This window comes from Siccirubricoccus deserti, assembly GCF_014283215.1.
Classification (GTDB): Bacteria; Pseudomonadota; Alphaproteobacteria; order Acetobacterales; family Acetobacteraceae; genus Siccirubricoccus; species Siccirubricoccus deserti.
On the sequence record NZ_JACOMF010000015.1, the window covers coordinates 105,829 to 121,489 of the forward strand.

Annotated in this window: 10 protein-coding genes and 1 pseudogene; 9 read left to right on the plus strand and 2 right to left on the minus strand. The window is 66.9% G+C overall.

Annotated features, from left to right (window positions below; all coding sequences use genetic code 11):
* Window positions 1-96: 96 nt before the first annotated feature.
* Window positions 97-1,854, minus strand: coding sequence for a flavin-containing monooxygenase (locus H7965_RS14215; RefSeq protein WP_186771248.1), 1,758 nt, complete (start codon window positions 1,852-1,854; stop codon window positions 97-99).
* A gap of 614 nt (window positions 1,855-2,468) precedes the next feature.
* Between H7965_RS14215 and H7965_RS14220 the strand changes: the two genes are divergently transcribed.
* From H7965_RS14220 to H7965_RS14250, 7 genes are all read left to right on the plus strand, one after another.
* Entirely contained in the window at window positions 2,469-2,633 is a 165-nt protein-coding gene (locus tag H7965_RS14220) for a hypothetical protein (protein WP_186771249.1), read from the plus strand.
* A 57-nt stretch (window positions 2,634-2,690) separates the two neighbouring features.
* Window positions 2,691-3,101, plus strand: coding sequence for an aldolase/citrate lyase family protein (locus H7965_RS14225; RefSeq protein ID WP_186771250.1), 411 nt, complete (start codon window positions 2,691-2,693; stop codon window positions 3,099-3,101).
* Between the two features lie 100 nt (window positions 3,102-3,201).
* The gene (locus tag H7965_RS14230) at window positions 3,202-3,909 is read left to right on the plus strand and encodes a PepSY-associated TM helix domain-containing protein (protein WP_186771251.1); all 708 of its coding nucleotides are present in this window, start codon (window positions 3,202-3,204) and stop codon (window positions 3,907-3,909) included.
* Window positions 3,910-3,920: 11 nt separating this feature from the next.
* Complete coding sequence (locus tag H7965_RS14235; protein ID WP_222440611.1) at window positions 3,921-4,433, plus strand: DUF2271 domain-containing protein; 513 nt, start codon at window positions 3,921-3,923, stop codon at window positions 4,431-4,433.
* Between the two features lie 21 nt (window positions 4,434-4,454).
* Window positions 4,455-5,273 (plus strand): DUF4198 domain-containing protein, encoded by an 819-nt coding sequence (locus H7965_RS14240; RefSeq protein WP_186771253.1) that lies wholly within the window; start codon window positions 4,455-4,457, stop codon window positions 5,271-5,273.
* A gap of 34 nt (window positions 5,274-5,307) precedes the next feature.
* Window positions 5,308-6,315 (plus strand): FAD:protein FMN transferase, encoded by a 1,008-nt coding sequence (locus H7965_RS14245; protein WP_186771254.1) that lies wholly within the window; start codon window positions 5,308-5,310, stop codon window positions 6,313-6,315.
* 15 nt (window positions 6,316-6,330) lie between these two features.
* The gene (locus H7965_RS14250; protein ID WP_186771255.1) at window positions 6,331-7,812 is read left to right on the plus strand and encodes a sulfite reductase subunit alpha; all 1,482 of its coding nucleotides are present in this window, start codon (window positions 6,331-6,333) and stop codon (window positions 7,810-7,812) included.
* 28 nt (window positions 7,813-7,840) lie between these two features.
* Here the strand turns inward: H7965_RS14250 and H7965_RS14255 are convergent, their stop codons facing one another.
* Window positions 7,841-8,008, minus strand: a complete 168-nt coding sequence (locus H7965_RS14255) for a hypothetical protein (RefSeq protein WP_186771256.1) — start codon at window positions 8,006-8,008, stop codon at window positions 7,841-7,843.
* A 1,075-nt stretch (window positions 8,009-9,083) separates the two neighbouring features.
* Between H7965_RS14255 and H7965_RS14260 the strand changes: the two genes are divergently transcribed.
* Both H7965_RS14260 and H7965_RS14265 read left to right on the plus strand, forming a co-directional pair.
* Entirely contained in the window at window positions 9,084-15,236 is a 6,153-nt protein-coding gene (locus tag H7965_RS14260) for a peroxidase family protein (RefSeq protein ID WP_186771257.1), read from the plus strand.
* Between the two features lie 94 nt (window positions 15,237-15,330).
* Window positions 15,331-15,537, plus strand: a pseudogene (locus H7965_RS14265) (transposase); the annotation flags it as partial.
* Window positions 15,538-15,661 lie beyond the last annotated feature (124 nt).

The window sequence follows — 15,661 nt, forward strand, 5'->3', positions numbered from 1 at the left end:
GTCGCCGCGGCCACACGGGCAGCATCCACCCCAAGGTAACGGCCGATCAGCCGTCCGCGGAACCGGCGACAGCCCCCGCGTCCCGCACCACCTCGATCATGCGGTGATGCCCAGCTCCCGCGCCTTGATCTGCAACGCGAGCACCTTCGAAAAGATACGGCACTGCGCCAGCCCCCCGGCATGGAACCACAGCCCCTTCTGCCCAGTGGGCCGCCACATGCCCTGGAGTTCCCCTTCCTCGTCGAAGCCCCAGACGCGGCCGATTCGGTCTCCCACCGCGTCGCCCAGGAGCCGCCGCGCCGCCGCCGCCTGGCCCTCGTAGCCGGTGGCCAGCACGATCAGGTCGGCGGGCTTGACGCTGCCGTCCTTCATCATCGCGCCCGCGGTCCCGAAGCGCTCGATGTCGTCGAACTGCATCAGCCCGACGCGGCCGTCGATGATCATCTGCGAACAGCCTGCGTCGAAGTAATAGCCGCCGCCGCGCTTCAGATACATGATCTGCCAGCCGGTATCATCCTCTCCGAAGCTCAGGCGGAAGCCGCGTCGTTCCAGGCCTTCCAACAGCTCCCGGTCCGCCGCACGGTTCATCGCCGTCATGCGCTGGTGCGAACGGCGATAGATCGGGAAGGGAAAGGATGTGGCGAGCAGGTCGCAATCCTCGAAGGAGATATCCTCGTCATAGAGCGCGTAGGGCGCCTGCGCCTCCTTCAGGCTCACCACCAGGCTCGGCCGGCGCTGGATCAGCGTCACCTCCGCCGCACCGGAGACGCAGAGGTCCTGCGCCACGTCATGCCCCGAGGTGCCGGTGCCCAGCACCAGCGCGCGCTTGCCCTTCCAGTCCAACCCGCTGCCATAGCTGCTCGAATGCCGCACCTCGCCGCCGAACTCCTTCAGCCCCGGCAGGTCTGGCATGACCGGCGTGGTGCTGACCCCATTGGCGAAGATGATGTGGCGCGGCTGCATGCGCCGCTCCGTGCCGTCGCCGCGCTTCAGCGTCACATCCCAGCGCTGCGTCGCCTCGTCCCAGCTGCCGCCGGTGAGCTCGGTCTGCGTCCAGACGTTGAGCTCCATCGCCTCGGCATAGATCTCGAACCAATTGGCCAGCATGTCCTTCGGGATGAAGACCGGCCAGGACCGCGGGAAGGGCATGTAGGGCAGGTGGTTGACGCGCGTCTCGTTGTGCAGGGTCAGCGCATGGTAGCGGCGGCGCCAGCTGTCGCCGATCCGCGCTTCCCGGTCCACCACCAGCGTATCCACGCCGAGTTGCGTCAGCCGCGCCGCGACCGACAGTCCCGCCTGCGCAGCGCCCACCACCAGCACGGCGGGGTCGCGGTCGGCATAGGCGCGCGCCTTGTTGCGCCGGTCGAGCCAGTTCTCCCCGCCGAAATTCCGCTTCCAGTCGACGTTCTGCCAGCGCTTGCCGTTGGCCGGATCCTCATGGCCGCGGATCTCGTCCAGCGTGGTCATCAGCGTCCAGGCGCGCGGCTGTCCGCCTTCGGAGACCAGGCGCACCACGCCGTTGCAGGGGCCGACCGAGGTTTCGAAGGTGAAGATCGCCTCGGTCGCCTCGGTTCCCGCGCGCTGCACGCGCCGCGGCGGCGTGCGGCCGGCTGCGAGGACCAGGTTGCGCGGCGCCATGCGCGCCAGGGTCGGCACCATCCGCTCGGCGATTGAGGCGGCCCCGGAAGTCGTTCGCAGGTTCCAGGTGAAGGCGAGGATGTCGCGCCAGTGGCATTCGCTGGCGAAGAGTGCTGCGATGCGCGCGGCCTCGCCGGAGGTCAGCGCCGCCTCGAAATCGTCAAGCCAGGCCTTGGTTGCGGCCTCCGCAGAAATGCCGGTCAGGATGCCATCCATGGCGCCGTTTCCCTCCAATGCCGATCCTCGCCGCGGCGAGGATGCTTTGCCCGGATGCTAATCGCCACCCGCCTATGCGGCAAGGCGCCGCCGGCCTTGGGCGGATACAACGACCTGGTACAGTTCACGCCATTCCGGCTCGGGCCTGCGCGTCATGTCGAGGCCGGTGACGATGGCCCCCGACCGGGCGGCTCCGCCACCAGTACTCCACCATGTGATCGACAGCATGGCCGCGCTTCAGTATCAGCATCCTACGCCCGAAGCTCATGCAGACGGTGCCGTCCGCCTCCTTCCCCATGGTGCGCAGGGTGACGACATCCTGGGTCGGGCGCTTGGTCGATTTCCGTTTCGCCAGCACCTCGGGTTCCGCGTAAAGCGTATCGCCGATGAAGACCGATGCGGTCCGGCGATGTCGTTCCAACCGAGATTGCCGATCGCCTTCTGGCTGAGGTCGCTGACGCTTGTCCCGGCGATGACGGACAGGGTGAGGCAGCTGTTCACCAGCGGCCGCCCGGACTCCGGCCTCGCCGCATAGGCCATGCCGAAGTGCAGCGGGTGGGTGTTCATCGTCAGTCGGGTGAATCAGGTGTTGTCGGTCTCCGAGGGATTACCTGATGCTTGCAACCGACTTGCCGAAGGTCCTGCGCAGCTGGGCGTATTTGGTGGCCATACGCAGCGCCCCCTCCGGCGAGCCGACCGCGAGAGGCAATGTTGATGCGGCCGAGTTCCAGCCTGCCGAACGCTTTAACCATGAGCTGACGCTGCAGCGGCATGGCTGAGCGGAACTGCGGCAGCTTGCGGTCCCGGCTGAGCGCCGATCCGCCGTGACCTGGTGCTTGCAGAACGGACCAGGACTGGACGGCATCGTGCTGCCGATGCTGGAGGCGCCGGCGCAACTGGTGGCGGTCGATTGGGCCATGGCGGCTTTGGAACGGCAACGCGGCCTGCCGGAGCGCGGCATCGACCTGATGCCGATCATCGAAATCGGGCGCGGCCTGGCCGCCTGCCGCGAGCTGGCGGCGGCGGCGAGCCTGGGTGGGCGGGTCCGGCGGCTGGCCTTCGGGGCGGGCGAATATCCGCTGGACCTCGGGATCACCTGGATGCGCGACGAGGCGGAACTCGCAACGGCGCGCAGCGAGGTGGTGCTGGCCAGCCGCTGCGCCGGGCTGGAGCCGCCGATCGACACCGTATTCCCCGAACGAAGCGAAGCCTCCAATCCCGGTACCAGGCATCGGCCGACCCGCTAACGGCATGTGTTGCTCCGGCAGGTCATTTACGATATTGCGTATCATTCGCAAATTGGGTGTTGGCCGGCGTATGGTGCAGCGAGATGCGGGATCGGCGGCGATGCGTACCGTCCCAGGGACGGCACGGGGTCAGGTCCATCCTGTGTCCGGGCCAGCCGCAACATCAGGGGCTGCGAGCCGGTCCGATGCAGCGAGGTCGCGCGGCAACCGTTCCTTCTGGCTGAAGCATCTGCACCAATGGCACTGGGTCAGCGCCGCCCTGTGCCTCGTCGGCATGCTGCTCTTCGCCGTCACCGGCATCACCCTCAACCACGCTGCCGATATCGGCGCGACGCCGCAGGTCACCACCCGCAACGCAACCCTGCCGGCCGGCCTTTTGAATCAGACCCCCGACTCCGCGCCCGATGGGAAGCATCCCCTGCCGGCCCCGCTCCACGCCTGGATCAGCCAGGAGTTCAGCGTGAGCGCAGCAGGGCGCGAGGCGGAGTGGTCGGGCACCGACATCTACCTCGCGCTGCCGCGGCCGGGCGGCGATGGCTGGCTCAGCATCGACCGCGAGACCGGCGAGGCGACGCATGAGGTCACCACCCGCGGCTGGATCGGGTATCTCAACGACCTGCACAAGGGCCGCGACACCGGCTGGGCCTGGCGCTGGTTCATCGATGTCTTCGCCGCGGCCTGCCTGGTCTTCTGCGCCACCGGCCTGGTGCTGCTGAAGCTGCATGCGGGGGCGCGCCCGGCCACCTGGCCGGTGGTCGGGCTGGGCCTCGTGGTGCCGCTGATCCTGGCCATCCTGTTCATCCATTGATGAGGCGTTCCATGCGCATCCTGCCCATTCTCGCCGCCGCCGGCATGGCCACCGCGCCCGCCGCGGCGGCGGAGCTCAGCGTGACGGTGGAGGTTCCGCGCCTCAACGTGGCGGAATATCACCGGCCCTACGTCGCGATTTGGGTGGAGCGCGCGGACCAGCAGGCCGCCGCCACCCTCGCGGTCTGGTACGACCTCGACATGCGGAACAACGAGGGCGAGAAATGGCTGAAGGACATCCGCCAGTGGTGGCGCCGCGCCGGGCGTGAGATGCGCATGCCGGTCGATGGCGTCAGCGGCGCGACCCGCGCTCCTGGCCGCCACACCCAGGCCTTCGGCGCGGCGAGAGGCCCGCTCTCCGAGCTTCCGCCCGGCACCTACAATCTGGTGGTGGAGGCGGCGCGGGAGGTCGGCGGGCGCGAGATGCTGCGCCTGCCCTTCCAGTGGCCGCCCACCGCCCCCCAGACCGCCGAAGCCCGGGGCAGCAGCGAGCTCGGCGCCGTGGCCATCAACGTCAAGCCGTGAGGCGATAGAGGAGTGGCGATCATGAGGCTTTCCCGAACTCTCCCGGCTTGCCGACGGCTGCTGCTCGCGGTCGTCATGCTCCTGCCCCTGCCGGCCACGGCGCACCGTGCCTGGATGCTGCCTTCGGCCACCGTGCTGTCGGGCGAGAATCCCTGGGTCACGGTGGATGCCGCGATCTCCAACGACCTGTTTTACTTCGAGCACATGCCGATGCCGCTCGACGGGCTGCTGATCACCGCCCCGGATGGCTCACGGGCGGAGGCCGAGAACCAGGCCCGTGGCCGCTACCGCAGCACCTTCGACTTCCAGCTCAAGCAGGCCGGCACCTACCGGGTCGCGGTGGCCGGCGACACGATGATGGCGTCCTGGCAGCAGGACGGGCAGCCGCGCCGCTGGCGCGGCTCGCGGGAAGCCTTCGCGCGCGAGGTCCCGGCCACTGCCGAGGGGCTGCGCGTGACCTTCGGCCAGCGCCGGGTCGAGTTCTTCGTCACCCGCGGCGCGCCGACCGACCGCGCGCTGCAGCCGACGAATGAAGGGCTGGAGCTGGTGCCGGTCACCCATCCGAATGATCTGGTCGCGGGCGAGCCGGCCCGGTTCCGCCTGCTGCTGGACGGCAAGCCGGCAACCGGGGTCGAGGTCTCGGTGATCGCCGGCGGCATCCGCTACCGCGACAACCTCGGCGAGACGAAGGTGAAGGCCGACGAGGCGGGGCTGATCGAGGTGCGGTGGCAGGGCCCCGGCATGTACTGGCTGAGCGGGTCGGTGCGCGACGACCGCTCCGGCATCCCGAACGTCCAGCGCAACGCCAGCTATGTCGCGACCTTCGAGGTCCTGCCTTGAGGCCAGGCCGCAGGGCTGACGCACGCGGTACCCCATGCCGCGCATCCTGATCCCCACGCTCCAGGCCGCGCCGGGACGGCCCGCGGGCGACCGCGTGCAGGCCCTGGATGGTGCCACCATGGGCACGCGCTGGTCGGTCCGCTGGGTCGGTAGCGCCCGTCCGGAGGTATTGCGGGCCAGGATCCAGGCCCGGCTCGACATCGTCGTGGCGCAGATGAGCGGCTGGGAGCCGGGCTCTGATCTCAGCCGCTTCAACCGTGCCCCGGCCGGCAGCTGGCAGCGCCTGCCCGCCGAGTTCCTCGCCGTGCTGGACTGCGCCCTGGCGATCGCCGCCGAGACCGGCGGCGCCTTCGACCCCAGCATCGGCAGGCTGGTGGATCTGTGGGGCTTCGGCCCGCGGCCCGCCCCAACACCCGGCCCGCCCGGGGCTGAGTTGCTGGCCCCGGCCCGGGCCGGCGGCGGCTGGCAAAGGCTCCGGCTGGATGTCCCGGGCGGGCGGGCGCTGCAGCCGGGCGGCCTCGGCCTCGACCTTTCCGGCATCGCCAAGGGCTATGCGGTGGATCTGGTCGCGGAGGCCCTCGCCACGGCGGGAGTCGCCGCCTTCCTGGTCGAGATCGGCGGCGAGTTGCGCGGCCAGGGCATGAAGCCGGACGGCACGCCCTGGTGGGTCGCGCTGGAGACACCACCAGGGGAGCAGCCAATGGAGGCGGCCGGGGGCGAGGAATACGTCGTCGCCCTGCACGGCCTGTCCGTCGCCACCTCGGGCGACTACCGGCGATTCTTCCAGCATGGCGGACGACGCTACGGTCATACGCTGGACCCGCGCACCGGCTGGCCGGTGGAGGAGAGCCTCGCCTCGGTCACCGTCCTGCACCCGAACTGCATGCGCGCCGATGCGCTGGCCACCGCGCTCAGCGTGCTGGGGACCGAGGCAGGGCTTCATCATGCAAGGCGGCACGGCATCGCCGCGCGCTTCCTGACGCGCGAGGCCGGCCGGCTGCGCGAGCATGTCTCCCCCGCCTTCGCCGCGATGCTCGACTGAGATGTGGCGGCCATGATGTCCGAGCCGCGACGCCTGCTGGCGGCGCTCACCGTGCTGCTGCTCTACCTCGGCTTTTGCGCCCTGGTGATGCTGCGCGCCAGGCGCCGGCATCGCCGCAGCGTGGCGCCGGAGGATGCGGCGCCGGCACTGCTCGTCGCCCATGCCAGCCAGACCGGCTTTGCCGAGGAGCTCGCCTGGCGCAGCGCGGAGTTGCTGCGGACCGCGGCGCTGCCGGTGCGCGTCGAGGCGCTCGGCGCCCTGTCCTCCGACTCCCTGGCCGTGGCGGGCCGCGCCCTCTTCGTTGTCAGCACCACCGGCGAGGGCGACGCCCCCGACAGCGCCGCGCGCTTCCTGCGCAGGGTCATGGCCGGCACGCCCGATCTCTCGCGCCTCGGCTTCGGCATACTGGCGCTCGGCGACCGCAGCTACGCCCGCTACTGCGCCTTCGGCCGCAGCCTGGACGCCTGGCTGAGGCAGTGTGGCGCCACGCCGCTCTTCGACAGGGTTGAGGTGGATGACGGCGAGGAAGGGGCGCTGCGGCACTGGCAGCACCATCTCGGCCGCCTGGCCGGCACGACTGAGCTGCCGGACTGGGAGGCGCCACACTTCGACGCGTGGCGGCTGGTCGAGCGCCGGCTGCTCAATCCCGGCAGCCAGGGCGGCCCGGCCTTCCACCTGGCGCTGGAGCCCATCGCAGGCGCGCCACGCTGGTGTGCCGGCGACATTGCCGAGATCGGACCGCGCAATGCCGCTGAGGCGGTGGCGGGTTTCCTCCATCGCCTCGGTCTCGGCTCCGCCGAGGGTTTCGAGGATCGGCTGCTGCCGCAGGAGCCCGAGGCGATCGCCGCACTGGCCGGCCTGCCGCCAGCGGAGCTGCGCCGGCGGCTGCCACCCCTGCCGCACCGGGAATACTCCATCGCCTCTTTGCCGGAAGATGGGCGCCTCGAATTGCTGGTGCGGCAGGTGCGACGGCCCGATGGAAGGCTCGGCCTCGGCTCCGGCTGGCTCACCGCCCATGCCCCGCTGGGCGGTGCCATCGCGCTTCGGGTGCGGACCAACCGCAGCTTCCACCCGCCGGAGCCGGGCCGGCCGCTGATCCTCATCGGCAATGGGACCGGGCTGGCTGGGCTGCGGGCGCATCTGCGGGCCCGCCGCGCTGCGGGGCAGCGCCGCAATTGGCTGCTCTTTGGCGAGCGGAGCCGGGGCTGCGATTTCTTCCATCGCACGGAGATCGAGGCCTGCTGCGCCGAGGGCAGCCTCCAGCGCCTCGACCTCGCCTTCTCCCGCGACCAGGCAGAGCGGATCCATGTGCAGCACCGGCTGCGCGAGGCTGCCGAAGAGCTGCGCCGCTGGGTGGACGAGGGCGCTGCGATCTATGTCTGCGGCAGTCTCGAGGGCATGGCCGGCGATGTGCAAGCCGCGCTGGCCGACATTCTTGGCACAGCGGCCCTGAAAGCGCTGACGGACAGCGGCCGCTATCGACGGGACGTCTACTGAGGCCGGTATCCACCGCGAGCGGACGTCCTCACCCCTCCCGCAGCGCGCTGCGATCGATGGCGTCCAGGCCCGGCGGCCATGTCGGCAGGATCGCGTCGCAGCCTGGGCTGGCGGCCATCAGCTTGACCTCGGCATCCGCCACGCAATCCGTCTCATCGGACAGGAAGCTGTCGTCGCAGGTCAGTTGATGGGCCAATGCAGTGCGAAGGGTTGCATCGTTTCGACGATCAGGATCGGGCGGGCTGACATGATGCCGCCGTAGGAAGCCCCCACCATTCCCATGCCATTTTTGCAGGTCTGACGAATTATCAAGACTCAATTTGAATAGCCGAAGCGTCGGCGGCCTTTTCCACCCACATCAGAAATGAAAGCACGATGTGATTTAAACGATGCGCTCAAGTGCTTGTCATGATCACTCGCGGTGCCGCGACGGTGCCACATTCATGTATCCTAACGGCAACCAAGTCTGCCAAGCGGTCGGCGCCAATCATTGCAAATATTTCTATTCTCCGTCTTATTCAGCCGCAATGGCATGCCACGCAGCCATGCATGATCACGCCGCCCATACGACTGGGCCGTCAATGCAGGGTGGCCGCTGATCACTGGCGTGCGACATCATGGCTGTCCGACAAGATGTGAAGGCAGATCAGTGCAGCTTGCTGCGCAGCCTTTGCACATGGCATGGCCCAATGCGGCATGCACATCGTAGCGCGATCTCGTCGTGGCTTTTCCCCAATGCACTGGTTCGTGAAGAAAACGAGCAAATATTACGCCCACGTGATTTCCCTCATTAGACGATCGAGCCATAGATTTTTGTACAGAGTCAGCAACCATTCCAACAATCGCTCACGCCCGTCATCAACGACAGGCAAGGCGATCTGGACAGCCGGGATTACGTCATGGTCCGTCCTACAGCCTCCTCGCCAGCTACACCCGCGCTCCACCACGCTTGGTCCGACGCACCATCCCGACCCCGAAGCAGCATGTCCCGTTGGCGTGGAACGCGGCTTTCGCACTGGATCACACGCACCCTGACAGTCCGAGAGGATGGGTCGCGCTGCTGTTCATAATCTCGCCGAAGGCCACTCCACACGCAGCTTTCGACGCCCTCTGAACGGCACGCAATCGCGCCGGATCTGAGGTCGATCTCGAAGGCCTAGGCACAAGCACTACAGGCCTACGCCAACCCACTTCGGGGCGGCGACAGGCTCAGTTTGTCTCAATTTTTATACAATACTCAACAATTGATGTTACACAAAAGGAGTTCCGCCATGGTTACCCTTGTCAGACATGACCTGGAGTTCATCCTCCAGCAGATTGAGATCGCCGAGAAGCACGCCTCAGGCATTGATCTCACCGAGCTGATCAGCAGCCCGCTGCTCCCCTACGGCCTGCGCACCGTCGATGGCAGCTACAACAACCTCATCCCGGGCCGTGAGCAGTGGGGGGCCGCCGACCAGCCGTTCAAGGAACTGCTGGAGCCCTCGTACAGGAACGACGGCGATGGCGACAGCCTGGCGATGGGGCCTGGCGTCACCCTCACGAACACCGACTACGGCGCGCCTGGTTCGGTCGTCGATGCCGACCCGCGGATGATCTCCAACCTCATCGTCGACCAGACGGCCAACAACCCCGCTGCGGTCGCTGCTGCGGACGGGATCGATGGCGCCCTCCAGTTCGACCATGACGGCGATCCGGAGACGCCGGACCTGCTCTTCATCCCGAACGTCGCGCCGGACGAAGGGCTGTCCTCACCGTTCAACGGCTGGATGACACTGTTCGGTCAGTTTTTCGACCATGGCCTCGACTTGGTCAGCAAGGGCGGCAACGGCACGGTCTACATCCCGCTGCAGGAGGATGATCCGCTCTACGTGCCCGGCGGCCACAGCAACTTCATGGTGCTGACCCGGGTCTCCCCGGACGCGGTCAACCGCACCACTCCGTGGGTCGACCAGAACCAGACCTATGGCTCGCATGCCTCGAAGCAGGTGTTCATGCGGGAGTACATCGAGGGGTCGGACGGCAAGCCGATCGCCACCGGGCTGCTGCTTGAGGGCAACGGCGGCCCGGGCGGCAGCAAGGGCGGCCTTGCCACATGGGCCGACGTCAAAGCCCAGGCGCGCGAGATGCTCGGCATCGAACTGACCGACCTTGACGTCGGCAATATTCCGTTGATCGCTGCCGACCCCTACGGCAACTTCATCCCTGGCCCCAACGGCTATGCCCAGCTCGTCGTCGGCCTCGGCGCCGATGGCATCTTCGGCACCGCAGACGACGTGCTGCTGGAAGGCAATCCAGCCGCCCCGGTGAGCACTGCCACCGCCTTCCGCACCGGCCACGCCTTCCTGGACGACATCGCCCACAACGCCGTGCCAGTGGTCGACGGCAGTGGTGCCCTCGTCGCCGATGGCGACGACGTCGCCGGCAACACGCTTCATCCCAACGCCCAGGGCAAGCTGACGGAGTATGACAACGAGCTGCTCGATGCGCATTACATAACCGGTGACGGCCGCGGCAATGAGAACATCGGCCTGACCGCAGTCCACCACATCTTCCACTCGGAGCACAACCACGTCGTCGCCGATACCAAGGCGCTGGTGCTGGAGACCGGTGATCTTGCCTTCCTCAACGAGTGGCTGCTCACGCCGCTGGAGGCATGGCCGACCGAAGCCGAGCAGGCATCGTTGGTCTGGAACGGCGAGCGGCTGTTCCAGGCTGGGCGCTTCGTCACGGAGATGGAGTACCAGCACCTCGTCTTCGAGGAATTCGGGCGCAAGATGCAGCCCGACATCGACCTTTTCGTGTTCGAGCCGTCGATCGACATCGATCCCGCGATCACCGCGGAGTTCGCCCATGTCGTCTACCGCTTCGGTCATTCGATGCTCACCGAGGACGTTGCCCGGATCAAGATGGTCGACGGCAATCCGGTGCAGGACGACATCGGGCTGATCCAGGCCTTCCTTAACCCGCTCGAGTACGCCAACAGCGGCACCGCCGAGGAGGCGGCTGGTGCCATCATCCGTGGCATGACCCGCCAGGTCGGTAATGAGATCGACGAGTTCGTCACCGGCGCGCTGCGCAACAACCTGCTCGGCCTGCCGCTCGACCTCGCCACCATCAACCTGGCACGCGGCCGCGACGTCGGCATGCCTTCGCTCAACGAGGCACGGGCCAAATTCTACGAGGCAACCAGCGACACCCAGCTCAAGCCCTATGTGAGCTGGGTCGACTTCGCGCTGAACATCAAGCACCCGGCGTCGATCATCAACTTCATCGCTGCCTACGGGACGCATGAGAGCATCACCGCGGAGACCACGCTCGCCGGCAAGCGGGCTGCGGCAACCGCGCTGGTGCTCGGTACCGCACAGCATCTGGAGGATGATCCGACCACCCCGCTAGTGAACGAGGCCCGCACCTTCCTGCCGCCGGCCGACCGCGTTGCCTTCCTCAACAGCACCGGTGCCTGGGCGAACCAGGAGACCGGCTTCGGCCTCATCGACTTCTGGATCGGCGGCTTGGCTGAGAAGAAGATGGCATTCGGCGGCATGCTCGGCTCCACCTTCAGCTTCGTCTTCGAGATGACGATGGAGAACCTGCAGGACGCCGACCGCTTCTACTATCTCTCGCGAACCCAGGGGCTGAACCTGCTGAACGAGCTGGAGAACAACTCGTTTGCCAAGCTGGTGATGCGCAACACCGATCTCGGTGACCCGGGCTCGACCGCGCTGCCGGGCGACCTGTTCTCGGCTTTCAGCATCATGCTCGAGCTCGACAAGTCGAAGCAGATCGGCGACGACCCGGTACATAGTGATCCGACGCTCGAGGCGATCAGCCACTTGGTGGAGCGCGGCGCCACCGATGCGAATGGCGTCGATCACTACATCGCCTACCACGGCCTCGATCATATCGTGATCGGTGGCACCGAACAGGATGACACCATCATCTCCGGCGGCGGTGACGACGCGCTCTGGGGCCGCGGCGGCAACGACTACATCGAGGCCGGCTACGGCGTCGATAAGGCGCATGGTGGCGATGGCGATGACATCATCGTCAATGCCGGCACCGATATCGGCGAGACCGACTTCCTGCACGGTGAGGCCGGCAACGATGTTATCCATGGCGGCAGCGGCCTTGCCCTGATCTTCGGCAACGAGGGCAGCGACTTCATTGTCACCGGCCCTGATGGAAAGGAGGTGTTCGGCGGCACCGGAGACGATTTCATCCTGGGTGGCGACGGCGGAGACTTCCTGCTCGGCAACGAGGGCGACGACTGGATCGAGGGCGGTGGTCGCTTCGACACGCTCGCCGGCGAAAACTCTGAGCTGTTCTTCAACAGCACGATCATCGGCCATGACGTGCTGAATGGCGGCAGCAACGATACCGACTATGATGGTGAGTCGGGCGACGACATCATGGTCCAGAACGAAGGCATCCAGCGCAGCAACGGCATGGCTGGCTTCGACTGGGCGATCCACAAGGGCAATGGCATTCCCGCCAACTCCGACCTCGGGATCCCGATCTTCGTCAATCAGGAGGATTTCATCCTGCGTGACCGGTTCGACCTGGTCGAAGGCCTGTCTGGGTGGATCCACAGCGATACCCTGACCGGCCGGGACCAGGTGTTCGGCGCCAGGGACGAGACCGGCGGTGGCGCGGCGATCCCGAGCCCGAACTCGCCGCTGGCCTCCTACTCGAATGCACTGCTGGAGTCCGGCGTTGCTCGGATCGATGGCTTCCGCCCCCTCCTCAGCCATCTGTTCTGGGATGAGACGGACCCGGATGCCGTCGTGCTCGACACTGCCGATGCCACCGACATCATCCTCGGCGGCGACGGCAGCGACACCATCCAGGGCAAGGCCGGCAACGACATCATCGACGGCGATGCCTGGCTGAACGTGCGGATCAGCGTCCGCGCGAACAGCGACGGAACTGGTGCAGAGCTGTTCAGTGTCGACAGCATGACCCAGATCCAGCAGCAGATCTTCGCCGGCACCATCAACCCTGGCCAGCTGAAGATCGTCCGCGAGATTCTCCACGCGGACGGCCACGACGATCTGGATATCGCGGTCTACAGCGGCAACCGCAGCGAATACGAGATCTTCGACTTCGGCGACTTCATCCAGATCGCCCACGTCAACCCGGTGCTGGTCGGCAATGCGCTGTCGAACGGCATCGACACGCTGCGTAACATCGAGCGGGTGCGCTTCGCCGACGAGACAGTCACTCTTAGAAACCTGGCCCCGGTCGGCACCCCCTCGGTCAGCGACCTCACGCCGACCGAGGGGGGGATGATCACCGCCACCCTCGGCACCCTTGTCGACTATGACGGTCTGCCGCCGGTGAGCAGCTTCAGCTACCAGTGGCAGGTGCTGATCGGCGGGACCTGGACCAACATCCTCGGGGCGACCGCGGCTGCCTTCACCCCGACCGAGAGCGTGGTCAACCACCAGCTGCGCGTCCAGGTCAGCTATGTCGATGGCGGCGGTTCGTTCGAGACGGTGTACTCGGGACCGACTGCGGTGGTCGGCGACCTGTTCGTTGGCGGCAACGGCGCCGATATCCCAGTGTTGACCGCTGGTGCCGACCATGCCTTCGGCAATGGCGGCAATGACACGCTGGACGGTGGCGCCGGGGCGGATACTCTTGAGGGCGGCGCGGGGGACGACACCTATATCGTCGATGACGCCGGCGATGTGGTGGTCGAGGTAGCCGGCCAGGGCACGGATCATGTCCTTGCCTCGGTCGACTTCACCCTCTCGGGCAGCCTCGAGAACCTGACGCTGATCGGCTTGGCCAACATCAATGGCACCGGCACCAACGGCGCCAATCTCATCACCGGCAACGCCGGGGCCAACGTGCTGAGTGGTGCCGGTGGCAACGATACGCTGATCGGCGGCGGCGGCGACGACACCATGCTCGGCGGCATGGGCGACGATGTCTATATCGTCGATGACGCCGGCGATGTGGTGTTCGAGGCCGCCGGCCAGGGCACTGACTTGGTCATGGCATCGGTCAACTACTCCATCGCGGGCAGCGGCAGCCTTGAGAACCTGACGCTGACCGGCCTGGCCAACATCGATGGTACCGGCAACAACGGCACCAACGTCATCACCGGCAATGCCGGCAACAACCTGCTGAATGGCGGCGGTGGTCACGACACGCTGTTCGGCGGGCTTGGCAACGACACGCTGGACGGCGGCACCGGCGCCGACAGCATGGTGGGCGGCGCGGGGGACGACACCTATATCGTCGATAATGCCGGCGATGTGGTGGTCGAGGTAGCCGGCCAGGGCACGGATCATGTCCTTGCCTCGGTCGACTTCACTCTCTCGGGCAGCCTCGAGAACCTGACGCTGATCGGCTTGGCCAACATCAATGGCACCGGCACCAACGGCGCCAATCTCATCACCGGCAACGCCGGGGCCAACATGCTGAGTGGTGCCGGTGGCAACGATACGCTGATCGGCGGCGGCGGCGACGACACCATGCTCGGCGGCACGGGCGACGACATCTATATCGTCGATGACGCCGGAGATGTGGTGTTCGAGGCCACCGGCCAGGGCACTGACCTGGTCATGGCATCGGTCAACTACTCCATCGCGGGCAGCGGCAGCCTTGAGAACCTGACGCTGACCGGCCTGGCCAACATCGATGGTACCGGCAACAACGGCACCAACGTCATCACTGGAAATGACGGCAACAACCTGCTGAGCGGCGGCGGCGGTCACGACACGCTGTTCGGCGGGATCGGCAACGACACGCTGGACGGCGGCACCGGCGCCGACAGCATGGTGGGCGGGGTCGGCGACGACACTTACATCGTCGATAGCGCCGGCGATGTGATGGTCGAGGTCACCGGCGGCGGCGTCGACCTGGTCATGGCATCGGTCAGCCACACCCTCGGCATTGAGGTTGAGAACCTGATGTTGACCGGCACCTTGGCGGTCGACGGGAGTGGCAATGTGCTGGCGAACATGATCACCGGCAATGACGCCACGAACCGTCTGAACGGCGGTGATGGGAATGACACGCTGATTGGTGCCGGCGGCAATGATACGCTGATCGGTGGCGCTGGCGCCGATGTGCTCAGTGGCGGTGCCGGCCTCGACACCTTCCGCTACAACTTCGCGGACGAGGGTGGCGATACCATCGTCGGCTATGTCGGCGCCGAGGATCGGGTCCAGATCTCGGTGTCCGGCTTCGGCGGCGGGTTGGCCCTCGGCATGGACCTACTGGCGACCGGTCGCTACGTGGAGAATGCCGACGGCTTGGCCACCAACGCGGTCGGTCAGTTCGCCTTCGACACCATCACCCAGACCTTGTGGTGGGATGTCGATGGCACCGGCACCGAAGACCGGGTGATGATCGCCTCGCTGACCGGCGCCACTGGCTGGTCGGTCTCGGAACTGCAGCTCATCGCGTAGCGGCCCGGCGGGCGGCCCTTTCCGGGTCGCCCGCCACCACGACTGCATTTTCGGACCCATGCGCCGCCCGCGTGACCCAACGCGGGCGGCGTTTGCGTCACACCGCGCCAGGATCCATTCCAGCAACCCGATCGAGCGCCTCAACGGCGAGATCAAGCGCCGCACCGATGCCGTCGGCATGGTCCCGAACGAAGCCGCCATTACCCGGCTGATCGGCGCCATTCTCCTTGAGCAATCCGACGAATGGGCCACCCAGCGATCCCGCTACATGACCCTGGAGACCATCGGCACCGCCAACTGAACCGCCCCGGGTTTGCCGGAGGCAGGGGAGTTTGAGTCAGGCTGCCAGCGCAACCTCCTGCTGGCTGGCATAGTAGCGCGCCTCAGCTTCGGCGGGTGGGATGTTGCCGATCGGCTCGAGGAGG

Coding starts and splice junctions, on each gene's coding strand:
- H7965_RS14215 (WP_186771248.1), bottom strand. CDS start 1,854: ATGGATGGCATCCTGACCGGCATTTCTGCGGAGGCCGCAACCAAGGCC.
- H7965_RS14220 (WP_186771249.1), top strand. CDS start 2,469: ATGCTTGCAACCGACTTGCCGAAGGTCCTGCGCAGCTGGGCGTATTTG.
- H7965_RS14230 (WP_186771251.1), top strand. CDS start 3,202: ATGCGTACCGTCCCAGGGACGGCACGGGGTCAGGTCCATCCTGTGTCC.
- H7965_RS14235 (WP_222440611.1), top strand. CDS start 3,921: ATGCGCATCCTGCCCATTCTCGCCGCCGCCGGCATGGCCACCGCGCCC.
- H7965_RS14240 (WP_186771253.1), top strand. CDS start 4,455: ATGAGGCTTTCCCGAACTCTCCCGGCTTGCCGACGGCTGCTGCTCGCG.
- H7965_RS14245 (WP_186771254.1), top strand. CDS start 5,308: ATGCCGCGCATCCTGATCCCCACGCTCCAGGCCGCGCCGGGACGGCCC.
- H7965_RS14250 (WP_186771255.1), top strand. CDS start 6,331: ATGTCCGAGCCGCGACGCCTGCTGGCGGCGCTCACCGTGCTGCTGCTC.
- H7965_RS14260 (WP_186771257.1), top strand. CDS start 9,084: ATGGTTACCCTTGTCAGACATGACCTGGAGTTCATCCTCCAGCAGATT.